This window comes from Trinickia sp. (assembly GCF_036503415.1).
In the GTDB taxonomy this organism is placed as follows: Bacteria; Pseudomonadota; Gammaproteobacteria; order Burkholderiales; family Burkholderiaceae; genus Trinickia.
Genome location: NZ_DASXWY010000162.1, coordinates 14966 through 32396, shown reverse-complemented (window position 1 = coordinate 32396; position 17431 = coordinate 14966). Strand labels below are relative to the sequence as shown.

Genomic DNA, 17431 nt, shown 5'->3' with positions numbered 1-17431 from the left:
CGCTACTTGGGGTCGAATTGTAGCGCAGCCGAATTGATGCAGTAACGCAGGCCCGTCGGTGCCGGGCCATCCTCGAATACGTGGCCCAGGTGTGCGCCGCAGTGCTTGCAACGCACTTCGATGCGCAGCATGCCATGCGAGCGATCGGTACGTTCTTCGATGACCTCGCCGTCGAGGGGCTTGAAATAGCTGGGCCAGCCGCAGCCAGCGTCGAATTTCGTCGACGACTCGAAAAGCGGCGTTCCGCAGCACACGCAATCGTAAATGCCGCGTTCCCAGTGATCCCAGTACCGGCCCGTGAAAGGGCGCTCGGTGGCGGCGTGGCGCGTAACCACGTACTCGGTTTCGGAAAGCTGACCGCGCCACGCCTCGTCGGGTTTGCCCAGCGGATAGTCTTCGTCGGTGGGGGCCGGGGAGGCGAGCGGATCGTGAGGATGATCGGTATGACGGTTCATGGGATGATGTCTCCATCGAATGGCGCCCGCTTGGCGGGCGCTCGTTGCGAGCGTGAAGAGGGCTAAGACGAGCAGCTCACCGAGAGCGTGCCCGCCCACTCCGGCGGCAGCGCCGCGTAGTCCTCGAATTCCGGCTGCTCGTCGAATGGCCGCGAGAGCACCGCGGCAAGGCGCGCCACTTCGGAAAAGTCCTTTTCCATCGCCCGCCTGATCGCGGTTTCGGCCAGATGATTGCGCAGCACGTACTTCGGGTTGATGCGATTCATCGCCTCGCGCCGCGTGGCGTCGTCGCGCGGGTCCAACGCAAGCCGCGCGCGATAGTCCGCGGCCCATCGGTCGAACGCCTCCCGATCGAGGAACATGTCGCGCACCGGCGCATCGCCGCGCGCATCGTCCTTCGAGACCTGCGCGAGGCGGCGGAACGTCAGCGTGAAATCGGCACGGCTGGCATGCATGAGTTCGAGCAGTCGGTCGACGAGCTTGTCATCGCCCGGCCGCACGTCCGACAAGCCGAGCTTGTCGCACATCCGGCGCTCGAACGCCGGCGCAAAGCGGGCCTTGAATCCTTCGAGCGCCTCTTGCGCGTCGGCGACCGAGCGCTCGGCGCGCACGCTCTCCTCGTAATGCGCGCCGATGAGCGGCAGCAGCGCCTGGGCCAGGCAAAAGCAGTTCCAATAGGCGATCTGCGGCTGCATACGATAGGCGTAGCGGCCCTGCGTATCCGAATGGTTGCAAATGTGGTTGGCGTCGAAGGCATCGAGAAAACCGAACGGACCGTAGTCGATGGTGAGGCCCAGTACCGACATGTTGTCCGTGTTCATGACGCCGTGGCAAAAGCCCACTGCCTGCCACTGCGCGACCATGTCGGCGGTACGGGCGACTATCTGTGGGAGCATGGCCAGATAGGGGTCCGGCGTTTCCCTGCACTGCGGGTAAAAGCGATCGATCACATGATCCGCGAGCGCGCGCAGCGCGTCGATCTGCTCGCCCGCATAGAAATGCTCGAAATGTCCGAAGCGCACGAAGCTCGGCGCCACCCGTGTGACGACAGCCGCCGTTTCGATCTCTTCGCGGCGCACCGGTTGATCGGATCCGATCACGCATAGAGCACGCGTCGTCGGAATGCCGAGATGATGCATGGCCTCCGAGCAGAGAAATTCCCGGATCGAAGAGCGCAGGACGGCGCGTCCGTCCCCCATGCGCGAGTAGGGGGTGCGGCCGCTGCCTTTCAGCTGCAGCTCGTTGCGCAGACCGCCGTGCTCGAGCTCGCCGAGCGAGAGCGCGCGACCGTCGCCAAGCTGTCCCGCCCAGACGCCGAATTGGTGCCCCGAGTAGACAGATGCGTACGGCAACGCCGCCTGCGGCCATTCGCGCGTGGCATTGCCGCTGAAAAGCTCGACGAAGCCGGGCGTCTCGGCGATGCGCGGCTCGAGCCCGAGGAGCGCTGCCGCGTCGGCCGAAAACGCCACCAGATAAGGGGCGGGTAGCGGGGCCGCGGGCAGCCGCGTGAAAAACGCGGAGCCCAGCTCGGCGAACGAACCGCTGCGCGCGGCGCCCAGCGCGCTCGCGAGTTCATCGGCGGTGTCGAGCGGTGCTGCGATGCTTGGGGAAAACGACATATTGAGGTGCCTTTGAGTTACCCGCTATTGTAAGGCGCCGGCCGAGGGCGCGTCGCAAGCCGCGCGAGCCCGGGCTGCGGGCACTCGAGCGCACCGGACGCGATCGCGGGACGACAACGAAAACAGGAGGGCGCCGCCATGACCGAGCCTTTGCTGGGCCAGATGATGGACATACCGCTCAACGTTTCGATGCTGCTGCGGCATGCCGCGCGTTATGCGGGGGATACGGAGATCGTTTCCCGGCGCATCGAGGGCGATATTCACCGCTACACCTATCGCGATTGCGAAAAGCGCGCCCGGCAACTCGCCCAGGCGCTGATCCGGCTGGGCGTGCAGCCCGGAGAGCGCATCGGCACACTGGCGTGGAACGGCTACCGTCACCTCGAAGCCTATTATGGGACGACGGGGTTCGGCGCGGTGTGCCATACGATCAATCCGCGGCTTTTTCCAGAGCAGATCGCCTATATCGTCGCGCATGCCGACGATCGGTACATCCTGTTCGATACGACGTTCGCGCCGCTCGTGGCCGAGCTCGCGCCGCGCTGCCCGAACGTGAAGGGCTGGATCGCGCTCGCGGATGCCCCGAAGGAAAGCCCCCCGGACAGTGTGCCTTTGCTGTACTACGAGCCGCTGCTCGCGGCCGAGGATGGTGAGTTCGAGTGGCCCGAACTCGACGAGCGGCTCGCCTCGTACCTTTGCTATACCTCGGGTACGACGGGGCATCCGAAAGGCGCGCTGTACTCGCACCGATCCGTGGTGCTGCATGCCTACGGCGCATCGCTGACCGGCGCGATGGGAATTTCGGCGCGCGATTCGGTGCTCCCCGTCGTGCCCATGTTCCATGTCAACGCCTGGGGCATCCCTCACGCGGCGCCGCTGAACGGCGCAAAGCTCGTGCTGCCGGGCAAGGACCTCGACGGCAAATCGCTTTACGAGCTGATGGAGGCGGAGCGGGTCACCTTTTCGGCTGGCGTGCCCACGGTCTGGATGGGCTTGCTCGCGCACGTGCGCGAAGGCGGCAAGCGCTTTTCGTCGCTCGAACGCACGGTCATCGGCGGCTCCAGTTGTCCCCCGGCGATGCTGCGCAGCTTCGAAGACGACTATGGCGTGCGCGTGATCCATGCCTGGGGCATGACCGAGCTTTCGCCGCTCGGCACGCTCGCGCGGCTCAACTGGGAGCAATCGCAGCGCCCGCGCGAAGAACAGCGGCGGTTGCTTGAAAAGCAGGGCACGGTCATCTTCGGCGTCGACATGAAGATCGTCGATGCGAACGGCGCGGAATTGCCGCGCGACGGCGTGGCGTTCGGCGATCTATACGTACGCGGCCCATGGGTGATCGACCGCTACTTCGCGACCGAGACGTCCGCGCTCGTCGACGGCTGGTTCCCGACGGGCGACGTGGCGACGATCGACAGCGAAGGCTTCCTGCATATCACCGATCGCAGCAAGGACGTCGTCAAATCCGGCGGCGAATGGATCAGCTCGAGCGAGGTGGAGAATATCGCCGTCGCCCATCCCGACGTCGCCGAGGCAGCGTGCATCGCGTGCCCGCATCCGAAATGGGGCGAACGTCCGCTGCTCGTCGTCGTCAAACGGCCGACCGGCGATGGCCTGACTCGCGAGGCGCTGCGCGCGTTTTACGAAGGTAAACTGGCGAAGTGGTGGATTCCCGACGACATCGTTTTCGTACCCGAATTGCCCCATACGGCGACGGGCAAACTGTCGAAGATGAAGCTGCGCGATATGTTCCGGGATCATGTGTGGCCGACGAAGGAGCGAACATGAAAGGGCAAGACGAGGCCCTCCTCGTAATCGATCTGCAAAACGACTTCATGCCGGGCGGTGCCCTGGCCGTCGCGCGCGGTGACGAAGTCGTGCCCGTGGCGAACCGGCTCGCACGCGCGTTCGAGCATGTGATCGTGACCCAGGACTGGCATCCGCGGGACCACATCTCGTTCGCCGCGAGCCATGCGGGCAAGTCACCGTTCGAGCGCATCGCGTTGCCGTACGGCGAGCAGGTGCTGTGGCCCGTGCACTGCGTGCAGGGCACGGCGGGCGCGGCGCTGCACGAAGCGCTCGACATTCCCCATGCGAGGCTCGTCATTCGCAAGGGCTATCGCCGCACGATCGACAGTTACTCCGCCTTCGTCGAGGCCGATCGCAAAACGCCGACCGGACTGGCCGGCTATTTGCGGGAGTCGGGCGTCAAGCGGGTGTGGTGCTGCGGTCTCGCAACCGACTACTGCGTGGCATGGACCGCGCTCGATGCGCGGGCCGCGGGCTTCGAAGCCGTCGTCGTCGAAGACGCCTGCCGAGCCATCGACCTCGAAGGCTCCCTCGAACGCGCGTGGCGGGACATGGATGCGGCTGGCATTGCGCGCGCTCGCGCCGAGGACGCATTGCGGTAGTCGGCCTCGAACAGGCTCGAAACGAAACGGGTATCATCCGTCGCTGACATCTGACAGGCCGACCGTCGGCGCGACAGCCGGCCGAACGCAAACGAACGGAGCTCAGCGTGATTCGACACATCGTAATGTGGAAATTGAAGGACACGGCGGAAGGTGCAACGCGCGCGGAAAACGCATTGAAGCTGAAGGAAAAGCTCGAAGGCTGCCGCGATATCGTGCCGGGCATCCTGCGCATCGAAGTCGGCATCGCGAAGCCTGGGCTCGAATCGACCTACGACGTCGTGCTCGTGTCCGATTTCGCCGACAAGACCGCGCTCGACGCGTATCAGGTTCACCCCACGCACGAAGCGCTCAAGTCGTTCGTCGGCGCCGTGCGCGAAGCGCGCCAGTGCATCGACTACGAAATCTGAGACCCATCAGCCCCCCCGCAAAAACCGCGATGCCGCACACTCCGCCTCCCGCCGGTCATGCCAATGTGATCGAAAGCCCCTTCGTCGATCACCTCGGTGTGCGTCTCGTATCGGCCGCCGACGGTGTCAGCGAGGTCGAACTGCCGCTTGACGCAACCCTTATGAACACGTGGCAGGTCGCGCACGGCGGCGTCACCATGACGCTGGCCGATGTCGCGCTCGCGACGGCCGCGCGCAGCCTGGCCGGCGACGGCATGGGCGTCGTCACGGTCGAAATGAAGGTCAATTTCATGCAGCCCGGGCGCGGCGAGTTGCGCGCGTTCGGCCGCGTGCTGCATCGTTCGACGACGATGGCGTACTGCGAAGGCGAAGTGCGCGACAGCGAGGGCCATTTCGTCGCCAAGGCACTCGGGACGTTCAAATACATGCGGCGCCTGGCCGTCGGCCGGGACATCGTCGAGCAGCGAACCCGGCGCATACCGACGGGCAAACCAGGCCCCAGCGACGGCTGATCCTCTCGCCTACCGCTCGGGCGGCCACGGCCCCCCGGGCTCCCGCCGTCCACGGGGATTTTTTCGTTTTCGGCTTTGCGCTTGCCGGACGCTTATCGAAGGAGAAAATCGCCATGACTCAGATGAACCGCCGCATGCTGCTCGTCTCGCGTCCACAGGGTGCCATGACGGCCGACAACTTCCAGCTCGTCGCCACGCCGCTCGAGCCGCTTGCCGACGGGCAGTTTCGCGTCCGCAATCATTGGCTGTCGATCGACCCGTACATGCGCGGCCGGATGAACGAAACGAAGTCGTACGCCGCGCCGCAACCGCTCGGCGAAGTGATGATCGGCGCAACGGCCGGAGAAGTCGTGGAATCGCGCAACACCCGCTTTGCGGTGGGCGACAAGGTCACGGGCGTATTCGGTTGGCAGGAATTCGGCACATCGGACGGCACAGGCGTGACGAAGGTCGACGATACGGCGATCCCGCTCTCGGCTTATCTCGGCGTCGCGGGAATGCCGGGCGTGACGGCGTGGTACGGGCTCAACGAGATCATTGCGCCGCAGGCTGGGCAGACGATCGTCGTCAGCGCGGCCAGCGGTGCCGTCGGCAGCGTCGTGGGCCAGTTGGCGAAGCTGGCCGGATGCCGTGCCGTGGGGATTGCGGGCGGCGCCGAGAAGTGCCGCTACGTGACGCAGACACTCGGCTTCGATGCCTGTGTCGACTATAAGGCCGGCAAGCTCCAGGAGGACCTCGAGGCTGCCACGCCCGAGGGTGTCGACGGCTGCTTCGAAAACGTGGGCGGCGCCTCGCTCGATGCGACGCTCACGCGGATGAACCCGTTTGGGCGCATCGCGTTATGCGGCATGATCGCGGGTTACGACGGGGCGCCCCAGCCGCTTCGGCAGCCCGCGCTGATCCTGACGATGCGCCTGACATTGCAGGGTTTCATCGTGACCGAGCATCTGGATATCTGGCCGCGGGCGTTGGCCGAGCTCGCCTCGTTCGTTGCGCAAAAGAAGCTTAACTATCGCGAAAGCGTAATGGAGGGGCTCGAGCATGCGCCCGACGCTTTGATGGGGCTTCTCAAGGGGCGCAACTTCGGCAAGCAACTCGTCAAGCTCGTTTGAGGAATCGGAGTCCGTCATGCAGGTGTTCGAAGGCAAGGTTGCCGTGATTACCGGCGCGGCGAGCGGATTGGGCCGCGCGTTTGCCGAACAGGGCGCCGCGCTCGGCATGAGACTCGTGCTCGCGGATATCGATTCCGATGCTCTGGCCGATACGGCAGCGACGCTGAGGGCGGCCGGTGCAGAGGTCGTCGCTGTGCCCACCGATGTCTCGGACGCCGGCGCGGTCGAAGCGCTCGCCCGCAAGACGCTCGATAGCTATGGCAAAGCGCATCTGCTGTTCAACAATGCGGGCGTGGGTGCAAGCGGCCTCGCCTGGGAGATGAGCGCGAACGATTGGGCGTGGGTCTTCGGCGTGAACGTGATGGGTGTGGCGCATGGTGTGCGCGTGTTCGCACCGATCATGATCGGGCAGAACGAGCCCGCGCATATCGTGAATACCGCGTCCGTCGCGGGATTCCTCGCGCCGCCATTGATGAGCGTCTACAACGCCTCGAAGCATGCCGTCGTCGGACTGACCGAAACGCTTTATCACGATTTGCGCAAGGTCGGCGCCCCGGTGGGGTGCTCCCTGCTGAGTCCGGCGTTCGCACCGACAAACATCGCTGATGCCGAGCGCGCGCGCCCCGCGCGCTTGCGCAACGACGCGGCACCGACGGCATCGCAGATCCTCGCTGCGCGCGAGTTGCGCAAAGCCGTGCGTGCCGGACGGCTCACGGCCGCCGATATCGCCGACGCGACGTTCGACGCGATACGCGACGAACGCTTTTATGTGTTTACGCATCCGGCCATTGTTCCGAGCATCCGCTTGCGGCACGAAGATATCGAAAGGCAGCGTCAGCCCAGCGATCCGAGCAGTCCGGCGTGAATCGTCAGCCCCCGGTGTTCGAGGGGCCGCCGTCGATCCAGAAATCGAAGATGCGTTCGACGTCGCCCGGGCGGCGCACGCGATGCGATCCGTCATCGTCGCTGCGCTCGGCGAGATGGGCCCGGAGGCCCGTGCTCCCCGTATCGACGCGCAAGGCAGTCGTGCCGCGCGTCCCGTAATCGGGCGTCTCGATGAACGCCGCGGACAGCGCGCGTTCGCGTTCGAGCGGGATGCCGGTGTAAGGCAGCGTGTCGTCGGGTGCGATCTGTCTGTCGAGCATCAGTTCGATGAGGCCCGCAAGCGGGGCTTGCCCGTTGCCAGCACTCGTCAGCGCAGCCAGTTCGGCGCGCTTTCTCGCGAGCTTGGGCCAAGGCGTGTCGAGCACCGCATTCGAAATACCGTGTGTGCCGGGCGGGAGTAGGACGGGCGGCGCTTCGCCGCGGTTGCAGTACCACGCGAGCTCGCGCCGGGCAAAATCGCCTGCCAGCAGATTGAAGCCGTTGTAGATTGCGCCGCGCTCGGCCACCCGCGCGAGGTAGTCAAGTGGGGCGAGACGCTCGCCGGCGAGATACTCCGCGACGAGCATCCCGCGCGTCGGTGCATCGGGCCGTGTGTCGAGCGGGGCGCGGTAATTCGTGAGCGCGGCGAAGCGTCCGTCGCGCGACACACCCAGCCAGGTCCCGCCGCCCGCCAGGTCGCGGCCGGCCAGTACTTGCGGAAGATCGGTCCACCATCCGAGGGGAGCGGTCTCGCGGCGAAAATATTCATCGCGATTGGCGGCGAGCGTGAACAGAGGGCCGTGTGCCGCATCGGGCCGCCAGTCGAAGACGATGAGGCACATCTGGCGCGTCAGACTTCCGTGGGCAATGCGTACGGCAACGGCTCGAACGCCAGTTCGGGCCCCTCGGCGGTACCGACTCGAACGACGCCTTCGTCGAGCGATGCAAGCTTGATCTCGACGAGCGCGTCGAAACCGCCTCGTGGCGCGGCCGCGACATTGACGATCATCCCGCACGGCTGGCCCGGATCGGCCGAATGGAAGAGTTCCGCGCCGGCGCGCACCGGGTCGCTATCGGTGGCGATATGCGCGAGTGCCACGCGCCGCTTGATCGTGCCGCGGTACTGGCTGCGAGCAACGACCTCCTGGCCCGGATAGCAGCCCTTACGAAAGTTGACGGCGCCCAACGCGTCGAAATTGACCATTTGCGGCACGAACTGTTCGACCACGTCCGCTGTGATGCGCGGCTCGCCCGCGCGGATGTCCAGCCAATCCCAAACGGCCGACGAAACGTGCGCGAGACGGGCTTCGAGCCCCGGCAGGCAGGCCTCGACCTCGGCTTTCGGGCCGATCCACAAATAGCGGGCGCGGCCGTTGGCGTCGGGCACACGCACGAGCGAGCCCAACGGGCCGGCGACCTGCACGTTCACGCCGTCCGGCAGCGCTTCGAATACGCTGGAAAGCGCTTCGCGCACATCGCCCGCGAAGCCGATCACGGCGACCGCGTCCGTGATATCGACAAGCTTCGCCTTTGCGCGCAACACGAACATCGACAGCCGCTTTTGAACATTCGCACAAACCGTTCGCGCGACGAGCAGCCGAATCGATTGCCCGGCGCGCCACGTGAGCATGGAGGCGATGAGCCGGCCTTTCGGCGAACAGTAGCCGGCCAGCCGCGCACTTGCGGCGTCCAGATGCTGAACGTCGTTCGTCAGCTGGCCATGAAGGAAGCTCGCGGCGTCGTCCCCCGTGGCCTCGATCACACCGAACTGATCGAGCGCCATGAAAGCGCCGCGCGCGAGGACCGCGTCGAATTCGCCCGCAGGCGGGCGGGATAGGCCCGGTGCGGGCGAAGCGGGGGGCAAATCGGGTGCGTGGGGGGCATTCATGGATTCGATATCCGGTCAATCCTGACTTTGGCTGATGCGAGCAAGCTATTATATGGGGTCTACCCGAGCCTTGTTTCGCATGTCCCTTCTGAAGAAATGCTTCGCCCTCGGTGCAGTTGCCGTCGTTTTGCTTGCCGCCGCCGCGGGCGGCGGATATTTCTGGGCCACGAGCCCCGTCACGCTCTCGGCTCCCGTGGTCGATGTCACGATCAAGCCGCACAGCAGCGTGCGCAGCGTCGCGTTGCAGCTCGTGCGGGCAGGCGTGACGCTCGCCCCCGAACCGTTCGTTCTGATGACGCGCGCGCTGGGCCTGCAAACGCGGCTGAAATCCGGCAACTATGAGTTCAAGAGTGGCGTGACGCCGTACGAAGTGCTGCAAAAGCTGGCGCTCGGCGACACGAACGAGGACGTCGTCACGATCATCGAAGGCTGGTCGTTCAAGCGCATGCGCGCCGAAATCGACGCCGACCCGTCACTCAAGCACGACACCGTGGGGATGACGGACGCCCAGTTGCTGGCTGCGATCGGGGCGCAGGAAAAGGACCTCGCGAATGCCGAGGGGCTCTTCTTCCCGGATACGTACCTGTTCGACAAGGGATCGAGCGATATCGACGTGTACCGGCGCGCGTACCGGTTGATGCAGCAGCAGCTCGCGCGCGTCTGGATCGAGCGCGCACCTGGGTTGCCGTACCAGACGCCGTACGAGGCGCTGACGATGGCGTCGCTCGTCGAGAAGGAGACGGGCAGGGCTGCGGACCGTCCGCTGGTCGCGGCGGTGTTCGCCAATCGGTTGCGTATCGGCATGCCGTTGCAAACCGATCCGTCGGTGATCTACGGTCTGGGCGACGCGTATACCGGCCGGCTGCGCAAGCGGGACTTGCAAACGGATACCCCGTATAACACCTATATGCGGCGCGGTCTGCCGCCGACGCCTATTGCGCTCGCGGGCGCGGCATCGCTCGAGGCGGCGACGAAGCCGGCGCCCACGGGCGCGCTCTATTTCGTTTCGCGCGGCGACGGCACCAGTGTCTTCTCCGATACGCTCGGCGATCACAACAAGGCGGTCGATAAATATATTCGAGGTCAACAGTAAATGGCGCGCGGCAAATTCATCACCTTCGAAGGCATCGACGGCGCAGGCAAAACGACACATCTGGCATGGTTTCGGGAACGTCTCGAAGACAAGCTGAGCCCGGCGGGCAGCGCTGTCGTGACGACGCGCGAGCCCGGCGGTACACCGCTCGGCGAAGCCTTGCGCGAGCTGCTGCTGCACGAGCGGATGGACCTCGAGACCGAGGCGCTCCTGATGTTCGCGGCACGCCGGGAGCATCTCGCGCAGGTCATCGAGCCGGCGCTCGCACGCGGCGACTGGGTCCTGAGCGACCGGTTCACCGATGCGACGTTCGCCTATCAGGGCGGCGGCCGCGGCTTGCCGCGCGATAAGCTCGAGGCGCTCGAACGCTGGGTGCAGGGCGGATTCCAGCCGGATCTGACCGTGCTTTTCGATGTGCCGCCGCGAACGGCCAGCGAGCGGCGCGGCGCGGTGCGCTCGCCCGACAAGTTCGAGAGCGAGACGCTCGCCTTTTTCGAGCGCACGCGCGCCGAGTATCTGCGGCGCGCGCAAGAAGCCCCGCACCGGTTCGTGGTTGTCGATGCGACGCTCGGCATCGACGAAATCCGTCACCAGCTCGCGCGGCTGGTGTCGACGCTTTGAGGCGAATCGCCGCGACGTACGCGGCACCGCGCCCCGCTTCTCATTGAAACGCAACGTCTGGACGATTCGACGATGATTCATCCTTGGCAACTGGACGACTGGAACCGCTTGCAATCGTTGCGCGGGCAGTGGCCGCACGCCCTTTTGCTGTACGGCCAAGCCGGTATCGGCAAACTCCGTTTCGCGCAGCACGTCGCGCAAGGCCTGCTGTGCGAGGCCCCGCGCGCCAACGGCGAGCCTTGCGGGGCCTGCGCGGCCTGCAATTGGTTCGTCCAGGGCAACCACCCCGACTACCGGGCCCTGTTCCCGGAAGCGCTGGCTTCGGAGCTGGGCTCGTCGGCGCCTGCCGCTGAGCACGACGAGAAAGCGGACAGCGAAGACGGCAAAAAGACGCGCACGCTGAGCAAGGAAATCAAGATCGAGCAGGTGCGGGCGCTGCTCGATTTCTGCGGCGTGGGCGCCCATCGCGGCGGCGCGCGCGTGGTGCTCGTCTATCCGGCCGAAGCGCTCAATGCGGCGGCGGCCAACGCGCTCCTGAAGACATTGGAGGAGCCGCCGGCCGGCGTCGTCTTTTTGCTCGTCTCGGCACGCCTCGACAGGCTTTTGCCGACGATCGTCAGCCGGTGCCGCCAATGGCCGATGCCGACGCCCGCACCTGAACTCGCGCGCGAATGGCTGGCGCAGCAAGGCGTGGCGGACGCCGACGCGCTACTGGCCATGGTGGGCGGCGCGCCGCTCGCCGCACTCGCGCTCGCGGCGGACGAAAACCGGCCGCTGCGCGAGTTCACGCTCAAGCAGCTCGCGGCCGGCCCCCAATGCGACGCCTTCGCTTGCGCCGAGGCGCTGCAAAAGCTTCCCGTGCCCATCGTGCTCGGTTGGCTGCAGCGCTGGCTTTACGACTTGCTCGCCGAGCGCACCGCCCATCGGCCGCGCTACTTTCCAGCGGCGGCACGCGATCTCGCGCATTGCGCGCAGCGGATCGACGCCAATGCGTTCGCGCGCTATATGAAAACCGTTGCACGTGAACGTGCGGTCGAAAACCATCCTCTCAACGCGCGTCTCGTCTTCGAGGCGCTGTTTCTCGGTTACCGCGAGCTCTTCGTCCAGTCCGCGCACGCTTGATACGAGCCCACGCCATGTCGATACACATTCGGGATGCAACCCTCGACGATCTTGCCGCGATCGTCGCCATTTACAATTCGACGATCGCCTCGCGTAGCGTCACGGCCGACCTCGAACCCGTGACGGTCGAGAGCCGCCTGCGGTGGTTCCACGCCCACGGCGCGGCGCGTCGGCCATTGTGGGTCGCCGAGCAGACGGAGCGCGACGAGCGCGACGGCGCGGGGCGCGTGATCGGCTGGCTGAGCTTTTCCGACTTCTACGGGCGTCCGGCCTATGCGCGCACCGCCGAGCTCAGCATTTACCTCGACGAGTGCGCACGCGGCCGTGGACTCGGCAGGCAACTGCTGGAGCAAGCGCTCGAAGCGTCGCCCGGCCTTCGGATCGATACCGCGCTTGGATTCATCTTCGGCCACAATGCGCCCAGTCTGGCCTTGTTTCGCCGGGCAGGCTTCGAAGACTGGGGCATGCTGCCCCGTGTCGCGGTGCTGGACGGCGTGGAGCGCGATCTCGTCATTCTCGGCAAGCGAATCGCATAGCGAATTCGTTCGCCCGTTGCGCAAAGGAACTCAGGATGTTTGTCGATTCTCATTGCCATATCAACTTCGAAGGACTGGCCGATCGCCTGCCCGAAGTGCTCGAGAACATGCGAGCTCAGCAAGTGACGCACGCGCTTTGTGTCAGCGTCGATCTGGAGACGCTGCCGGCCGTGCTCGACATTGCTTCGGCGTATGACAACGTCTTTGCCTCGGTCGGCGTGCATCCCGACCATGAAGACGCGCGCGAGCCCACCGTGTCGGAACTCGTCGAGCTCGCGAAGCATCCGAAGGTCGTGGCGATCGGCGAGACCGGACTGGATTACTACCGGCTCGAAGGCCGCTCGATCGCCGACATGGAATGGCAGCGCGAGCGCTTTCGTACGCACATCCGCGCCGCGCGCGCGACGATGAAGCCGCTCATCGTCCACACGCGAGCGTCGGCCGACGATACGCTGAGGATCATGGAGGAAGAAGCGGCTCACGTACCGGGCGGCGTCATGCATTGCTTCACGGAGCCGTGGCCGATCGCCGAGCGCGCGCTCGCGCAGAACTTCCACATTTCGCTGTCCGGCATCGTCACGTTCAAGAGCGCGGCCGACGTGCAGGACGTCGCACGGCGTGTGCCGCTCGAGCGCTTGCTGATCGAAACCGATTCGCCGTACCTCGCACCGGTTCCCTACCGTGGCAAACCCAATGAACCTGCGTACGTCAGCCATGTCGGAGCTTTCATCGCACAGATACGCGATATGCCCAAGGAAGCGCTCGCCGAGGCGACGACCCGGAATTTCTTCCGGCTATTCGCCTCGGCCGCGCGATCCTCGAGCTGAACCACACGTTCGCCTTTGTCAGGCAACAGAAAGGAAAACCATATTGCCTATGAACACGCTCACCCTGCCGCTCATCCAACGCCCCGGCCGCGCCGCCTCCCGCCTGAGAACCGCCAGTGGCCTGCGCCGGGTGCTTGCGGCATGTGCAACCGCGCTCGTGGCTGCGGCCGCCGTCGCGCCGGCCTACGGGGCCGACACCGACAGCATCGTGAAAGCCGTCAAATTCGACGATGACAAGCGCATTGCGAAGCTGCTCGCGCAAGGCGTCGATCCGAACATGACGACGCCGGACAAGCTGCACATGCCACTCATCGTCCTCGCCGCACGCGAGAAGTCGGACAAGGTGGCCAAAGTGCTCGCATCGAATCCCAAGACCGATCTGGACAAGGTCGATAGCGCCGATGAAAACGCCATGATGCTCGCCGCATTGAACGGCGATCTCGATCTCGTGAAGCTGCTGATCGACAAGGACGCCGAAGTCAACAAAAAAGGCTGGGCGCCGTTGCACTATGCCGCGGCGAACGGTCACGACGATATCGTCCAACTGCTGATCGACCATTCCGCCTATCTGGACACGCCATCGCCGAACGGCACGACGCCGCTCATGATGGCCGCGCGGGGCAATCACATCACGACGATGAAAGTGCTGCTCGATGCGGGGGCCGACCCGCGGGTCAAGAACCAGATCGGCATGACCGCGCTCGACTTCGCGAAGCAATACCACGCGAAGGACGCAACCGAAGGGCTGGAGGCCATGTTCGCCCGCGACGCCGCGAGTGCGTCCGCTGTGGCCCCTGCAAGCGGGCAAAACGGTGCAAAATAAGCGTTTTTTGGCACGGCTGGCGCCGTGCCTGGCTGACGGGTCGACCGGTCGCGAAGTACGGGACCGGTTCGCAGCCCGCGGATTCACCGCTCGGAGAAAAGGATAACCATGTTGCGGGCTTTGATTGGCCTTGGGGCACTCGCCATGCCGGTGGCGGCGTTCGCATTTTCGGGGAGCGAGCTCAGCGGATTGTGCGGCCGAACCGATACGGTCTCGCGCGCGGCATGCAAGGCGTACGTACTCGGCGTCGCCGACGGCGTCTATAACACGATCGACGCGATCGGCGGCACGACGGGACCGCGAGTGGGCCAGTATTTCTGCCTGCCGAGCGGCGTGAAGCCCCAGCAGCTCGTCGATGCGGTCCGTAAATACGTGGCCGAAAACCCGAAACTGGCCGATTACAACGCCAGTACGAGTGTTTCGCTCGGGCTCGGCAAGGCTTTTCCCTGCAAACACGACTGAAACAGTCGCCGAACGCATGTTTCCCGACTGTAACAGCCGGGAATAAGTGAAAATGGCGCGTTTCCTTCCGAGAGCCGTACTCAATAATGAAGGCTCGAGTGCCGGCGCGATGCGAACGGCCCGGGTCTCGCCCTGATCGGTCGAACTGACGCGGCGCGCCTGGGCGGCGCCTTGTCCGGAACCTCGCCCGCTTGCATGGAGTTCACCGAATGAAGATTGCGCAGATCGCACCTTTGACCGAATCCGTTCCGCCGAAGCTTTACGGCGGCACGGAACGCGTCGTCTCATACATCACCGAGGCGCTCGTGGATTTGGGCCACGACGTCACGCTTTTCGCGAGCGGCGATTCCAAAACGAGTGCGAAGCTCGAGGCCGTCTGGCCGCGGGCGCTGCGGCTCGACCCGGCTATTCGCGACCGCATTGCGCCGCATATGCTGTTGATGGAGCTCGTGAGACGTCGCGCGGACGAGTTCGACGTCCTGCATTTCCATATGGACTACTACTCGTTTTCGCTGTTCAACCGGCAGGACACGCCGTTCGTCACGACGCTGCACGGCCGTCTCGATCTGCCCGAGCAGCAGCCCGTGTTCGACACGTTCGATACGGCACCCGTCATCTCGATCTCCAATGCCCAGCGCCATCCGATGCCGCAGGCGAAATGGCTGAGGACGGTCTACCACGGTCTGCCGGGCACGCTTTACGAGCCGCAGCCGGTCGAACAGCGGTACCTCGCATTTTTGGGCCGTATTTCACCCGAAAAGCGCGTCGACACGGCGATACGGATCGCCTCGCATTGCGGCTTGCCCATTCGCATCGCGGCCAAGATCGACTCGGCCGACCGCGAGTATTTCGAGCGCGAGATCAAGCCGCTTTTCGACTTGCCGCACGTCGAATTCATCGGTGAAATCGCCGATGACGAGAAGGCGACGTTTCTGTCGGGTGCGCACGCTTTGCTGTTCCCGGTCGATTGGCCGGAGCCGTTCGGTCTCGTCATGATCGAGGCCATGGCCTGCGGCACGCCCGTGATCGCGTTCAATCGCGGCTCGGTGCCTGAGGTGGTCGACGAAGGGGTGTCGGGATTCATCGTCGAAGACGAGATCAGCGCCGTCGCCGCGGTCAACCGGCTGCATACGGTCTCCCGCGCGGGAGTGCGCAGACGCTTCGAGGAACGCTTCACCTCGCATTTCATGGCCAGGCAATATCTGGACGCTTATCAGACGGTCATCCGGGCGCAGAAGCGCTCGCGCTTCAAGGTGATCGATTCGAAAACAAGCTGAGCGCAAAAGGCGGCGAGGACCGGACAAGCGCGGCGCGAGTGCGCCGCGCCAGGGCAAAACGCCTGCTTCAGAGGTTGATGCGGGAAATCTTCATGCCCTGCAGGGAGAGATCGCCCATCAGGCCTGCATTGGTCATGACGATGACCTGGACGGGCTTGGTGGCGGTGGTGGTATCAACCGCGCCGTTGGCCCCCATCTTCAGGAGGGCGACCGAGGCGTCGCCTCCTACGGACCATCCCTGGCGCTGCTGGAACGCCTTCAGCGCGTCATCGGTCATGAAGAGAAACACGACCGTTTTCGATTGAGCCCCGGCCTGCAGCCCGAACGAACCCGACACCAGGTTGTAGTAGCCCTGGGTTGTACCGCCGGTGCGCAACGCTCCTTCGCCGAATTCGCCGCCGACCACGAAGCCTGCTTGCAGGACCTTCGGGAATACCAGGACGCCGCGCGCCCTCGAGACCAGGTCACGGGAGCCGGGTACCTGCGCGTACATCCGCGACAACGCCGCATCGACGCCGCTATTGATCTCCTGGCGCTTCGACGACGTGCTGCCTGGACTTTGCGCCGTCGGGCTGCCGTTGTTCGTGGTCGTGGTACAGCCCGCGAGGGCAAGGCCGCCGGCCACCACCGCGGTTGCCGCCTTCAGCATGAAGCGTTGTTGTTTGTTCATGGCTCTTTCTCCGTATTGATCCGTCGGTCAAACCTTCGACGGCAGGTTTGGACGAAGCGTCGATCCCACGCATTCCGCGCGTGTCGAGGTAACAAGCACGGTGCATGCCCGTACCTGTCCCGATTTCACGTCAGTGAGCCACCGGGCGTTTGGGCACCGGCGGACGGCGCAGTGCGCGCCTGACGCCGGCCACGACGAGACCCAATGCGAAGAGAAAGGCTGCCGGCACGACCCAGTAGCCGACGAAAGCGTGCCAAAGATAACTGGCAAGCGTGTTGCGCCGCACGATATATTCGTCGATCGCGGCTTGCTGGCGCGGCGCGTTGCCCGCCAGGACGTCGCTCGGGCAGCCGGCGGCGCGCGCCTCGTCCGGCGTGCCGCGACAGCGGGCCTCAGCGCCGGCCGCGCGTTGCGCGTCGTTGAGCACCCAGGTGGTCAGAGCACGGTCGCGATCGACGACGTTGTAAGCCATCTCTTCGCGAATCTCATGTACTGCCACGAGCGCCACCGGTACGGCCCAAATCAGGATCGTGACGACCCAGCGTTTGAGCCACCGGTTCTGTCTCCATGCCATTCGTTGCCTCCGCTATGCTTTACGCATCAACGACGAGACGTCGGCCCATGGCGTCTTTATCGATGTAGGGGATAGCGGGCCGTCTTGGCAGCCATCATAGAAGAAATGCGACGAATCGTCGCGGGAGTCGAACCGCTTCGCGAAAGGGTGCGTAATTT

At 65.0% G+C, this 17431-nt stretch carries 20 protein-coding genes; 14 read left to right on the top strand and 6 right to left on the bottom strand.

Annotated elements, in window-relative coordinates; translation table 11 throughout:
* Positions 1 to 2: 2 nt before the first annotated feature.
* Complete coding sequence (gene msrB / locus VGL01_RS20425) at positions 3 to 455, bottom strand: peptide-methionine (R)-S-oxide reductase MsrB (RefSeq protein WP_331572555.1); 453 nt, start codon at positions 453 to 455, stop codon at positions 3 to 5.
* A gap of 62 nt (positions 456 to 517) precedes the next feature.
* Complete coding sequence (locus tag VGL01_RS20420; RefSeq protein ID WP_331572553.1) at positions 518 to 2074, bottom strand: protein adenylyltransferase SelO; 1557 nt, start codon at positions 2072 to 2074, stop codon at positions 518 to 520.
* A 138-nt stretch (positions 2075 to 2212) separates the two neighbouring features.
* On the opposite strand from VGL01_RS20420, the gene VGL01_RS20415 reads away from it, so the two are divergent.
* The 6 genes from VGL01_RS20415 (at position 2213) to VGL01_RS20390 (ending at position 7381) form a co-directional block, all read left to right on the top strand.
* The gene (locus VGL01_RS20415; protein ID WP_331572551.1) at positions 2213 to 3859 is read left to right on the top strand and encodes a 3-(methylthio)propionyl-CoA ligase; all 1647 of its coding nucleotides are present in this window, start codon (positions 2213 to 2215) and stop codon (positions 3857 to 3859) included.
* Positions 3856 to 4482, top strand: a complete 627-nt coding sequence (gene pncA / locus VGL01_RS20410; protein ID WP_331572548.1) for a bifunctional nicotinamidase/pyrazinamidase — start codon at positions 3856 to 3858, stop codon at positions 4480 to 4482. The genes VGL01_RS20415 and pncA overlap by 4 nt, the downstream gene beginning before the upstream one ends.
* A gap of 107 nt (positions 4483 to 4589) precedes the next feature.
* Positions 4590 to 4892 (top strand): Dabb family protein, encoded by a 303-nt coding sequence (locus tag VGL01_RS20405; protein ID WP_331572546.1) that lies wholly within the window; start codon positions 4590 to 4592, stop codon positions 4890 to 4892.
* Positions 4893 to 4921: 29 nt separating this feature from the next.
* A complete protein-coding gene (locus VGL01_RS20400; protein ID WP_331572544.1) occupies positions 4922 to 5404 on the top strand; it encodes a PaaI family thioesterase in 483 nt (160 codons plus the stop codon).
* A gap of 113 nt (positions 5405 to 5517) precedes the next feature.
* The gene (locus VGL01_RS20395; protein WP_331572542.1) at positions 5518 to 6516 is read left to right on the top strand and encodes an NADP-dependent oxidoreductase; all 999 of its coding nucleotides are present in this window, start codon (positions 5518 to 5520) and stop codon (positions 6514 to 6516) included.
* A 16-nt stretch (positions 6517 to 6532) separates the two neighbouring features.
* Positions 6533 to 7381, top strand: a complete 849-nt coding sequence (locus tag VGL01_RS20390) for an SDR family oxidoreductase (RefSeq protein WP_331572540.1) — start codon at positions 6533 to 6535, stop codon at positions 7379 to 7381.
* A gap of 4 nt (positions 7382 to 7385) precedes the next feature.
* On the opposite strand, the gene VGL01_RS20385 is transcribed toward VGL01_RS20390, so the two are convergent.
* Together VGL01_RS20385 and VGL01_RS20380 are read right to left on the bottom strand one after the other, a co-directional pair.
* Complete coding sequence (locus tag VGL01_RS20385; RefSeq protein WP_331572538.1) at positions 7386 to 8222, bottom strand: NRDE family protein; 837 nt, start codon at positions 8220 to 8222, stop codon at positions 7386 to 7388.
* An 8-nt stretch (positions 8223 to 8230) separates the two neighbouring features.
* Complete coding sequence (locus VGL01_RS20380) at positions 8231 to 9268, bottom strand: folate-binding protein (protein ID WP_331572536.1); 1038 nt, start codon at positions 9266 to 9268, stop codon at positions 8231 to 8233.
* A 79-nt stretch (positions 9269 to 9347) separates the two neighbouring features.
* Here VGL01_RS20380 and mltG point away from each other — a divergent pair, with 79 nt between their 5' ends.
* The 8 genes from mltG (at position 9348) to VGL01_RS20340 (ending at position 16029) form a co-directional block, all read left to right on the top strand.
* On the top strand, positions 9348 to 10361 hold the full coding sequence (gene mltG, locus VGL01_RS20375) for an endolytic transglycosylase MltG (protein ID WP_331572534.1): 1014 nt from the start codon (positions 9348 to 9350) through the stop codon (positions 10359 to 10361).
* The gene (gene tmk / locus VGL01_RS20370; RefSeq protein WP_331572532.1) at positions 10362 to 10982 is read left to right on the top strand and encodes a dTMP kinase; all 621 of its coding nucleotides are present in this window, start codon (positions 10362 to 10364) and stop codon (positions 10980 to 10982) included.
* Between the two features lie 72 nt (positions 10983 to 11054).
* Positions 11055 to 12104, top strand: coding sequence for a DNA polymerase III subunit delta' (locus VGL01_RS20365; protein WP_331572530.1), 1050 nt, complete (start codon positions 11055 to 11057; stop codon positions 12102 to 12104).
* A gap of 14 nt (positions 12105 to 12118) precedes the next feature.
* The gene (locus VGL01_RS20360; RefSeq protein ID WP_331572528.1) at positions 12119 to 12640 is read left to right on the top strand and encodes an N-acetyltransferase family protein; all 522 of its coding nucleotides are present in this window, start codon (positions 12119 to 12121) and stop codon (positions 12638 to 12640) included.
* A 35-nt stretch (positions 12641 to 12675) separates the two neighbouring features.
* On the top strand, positions 12676 to 13467 hold the full coding sequence (locus VGL01_RS20355) for a TatD family hydrolase (protein WP_331572526.1): 792 nt from the start codon (positions 12676 to 12678) through the stop codon (positions 13465 to 13467).
* A gap of 49 nt (positions 13468 to 13516) precedes the next feature.
* On the top strand, positions 13517 to 14290 hold the full coding sequence (locus VGL01_RS20350) for an ankyrin repeat domain-containing protein (RefSeq protein ID WP_331572524.1): 774 nt from the start codon (positions 13517 to 13519) through the stop codon (positions 14288 to 14290).
* 108 nt (positions 14291 to 14398) lie between these two features.
* Positions 14399 to 14752, top strand: a complete 354-nt coding sequence (locus VGL01_RS20345; RefSeq protein ID WP_331572522.1) for a Rap1a/Tai family immunity protein — start codon at positions 14399 to 14401, stop codon at positions 14750 to 14752.
* A 209-nt stretch (positions 14753 to 14961) separates the two neighbouring features.
* Positions 14962 to 16029 carry a glycosyltransferase family 4 protein gene (locus tag VGL01_RS20340; protein WP_331572520.1) on the top strand — a complete coding sequence of 356 codons (1068 nt, stop codon included), beginning with the start codon at positions 14962 to 14964 and terminating at the stop codon, positions 16027 to 16029.
* Between the two features lie 67 nt (positions 16030 to 16096).
* Here the strand turns inward: VGL01_RS20340 and VGL01_RS20335 are convergent, their stop codons facing one another.
* Together VGL01_RS20335 and VGL01_RS20330 are read right to left on the bottom strand one after the other, a co-directional pair.
* Positions 16097 to 16699, bottom strand: a complete 603-nt coding sequence (locus VGL01_RS20335) for a BPSL1445 family SYLF domain-containing lipoprotein (RefSeq protein ID WP_331572518.1) — start codon at positions 16697 to 16699, stop codon at positions 16097 to 16099.
* A gap of 130 nt (positions 16700 to 16829) precedes the next feature.
* Positions 16830 to 17273, bottom strand: coding sequence for a hypothetical protein (locus tag VGL01_RS20330; RefSeq protein ID WP_331572516.1), 444 nt, complete (start codon positions 17271 to 17273; stop codon positions 16830 to 16832).
* Positions 17274 to 17431 lie beyond the last annotated feature (158 nt).

Bases quoted from the DNA above. Each gene is read 5' to 3' on its own strand.
- pncA (WP_331572548.1), top strand. From the start codon at position 3,856: ATGAAAGGGCAAGACGAGGCCCTCCTCGTAATCGATCTGCAAAACGAC.
- msrB (WP_331572555.1), bottom strand. From the start codon at position 455: ATGAACCGTCATACCGATCATCCTCACGATCCGCTCGCCTCCCCGGCC.
- mltG (WP_331572534.1), top strand. From the start codon at position 9,348: ATGTCCCTTCTGAAGAAATGCTTCGCCCTCGGTGCAGTTGCCGTCGTT.
- VGL01_RS20330 (WP_331572516.1), bottom strand. From the start codon at position 17,273: ATGGCATGGAGACAGAACCGGTGGCTCAAACGCTGGGTCGTCACGATC.
- VGL01_RS20335 (WP_331572518.1), bottom strand. From the start codon at position 16,699: ATGAACAAACAACAACGCTTCATGCTGAAGGCGGCAACCGCGGTGGTG.
- VGL01_RS20345 (WP_331572522.1), top strand. From the start codon at position 14,399: ATGTTGCGGGCTTTGATTGGCCTTGGGGCACTCGCCATGCCGGTGGCG.
- VGL01_RS20390 (WP_331572540.1), top strand. From the start codon at position 6,533: ATGCAGGTGTTCGAAGGCAAGGTTGCCGTGATTACCGGCGCGGCGAGC.
- VGL01_RS20340 (WP_331572520.1), top strand. From the start codon at position 14,962: ATGAAGATTGCGCAGATCGCACCTTTGACCGAATCCGTTCCGCCGAAG.
- VGL01_RS20360 (WP_331572528.1), top strand. From the start codon at position 12,119: ATGTCGATACACATTCGGGATGCAACCCTCGACGATCTTGCCGCGATC.
- VGL01_RS20385 (WP_331572538.1), bottom strand. From the start codon at position 8,222: ATGTGCCTCATCGTCTTCGACTGGCGGCCCGATGCGGCACACGGCCCT.
- VGL01_RS20420 (WP_331572553.1), bottom strand. From the start codon at position 2,074: ATGTCGTTTTCCCCAAGCATCGCAGCACCGCTCGACACCGCCGATGAA.
- VGL01_RS20365 (WP_331572530.1), top strand. From the start codon at position 11,055: ATGATTCATCCTTGGCAACTGGACGACTGGAACCGCTTGCAATCGTTG.
- VGL01_RS20415 (WP_331572551.1), top strand. From the start codon at position 2,213: ATGACCGAGCCTTTGCTGGGCCAGATGATGGACATACCGCTCAACGTT.
- VGL01_RS20400 (WP_331572544.1), top strand. From the start codon at position 4,922: ATGCCGCACACTCCGCCTCCCGCCGGTCATGCCAATGTGATCGAAAGC.
- tmk (WP_331572532.1), top strand. From the start codon at position 10,362: ATGGCGCGCGGCAAATTCATCACCTTCGAAGGCATCGACGGCGCAGGC.
- VGL01_RS20395 (WP_331572542.1), top strand. From the start codon at position 5,518: ATGACTCAGATGAACCGCCGCATGCTGCTCGTCTCGCGTCCACAGGGT.
- VGL01_RS20380 (WP_331572536.1), bottom strand. From the start codon at position 9,268: ATGAATGCCCCCCACGCACCCGATTTGCCCCCCGCTTCGCCCGCACCG.
- VGL01_RS20355 (WP_331572526.1), top strand. From the start codon at position 12,676: ATGTTTGTCGATTCTCATTGCCATATCAACTTCGAAGGACTGGCCGAT.
- VGL01_RS20350 (WP_331572524.1), top strand. From the start codon at position 13,517: ATGAACACGCTCACCCTGCCGCTCATCCAACGCCCCGGCCGCGCCGCC.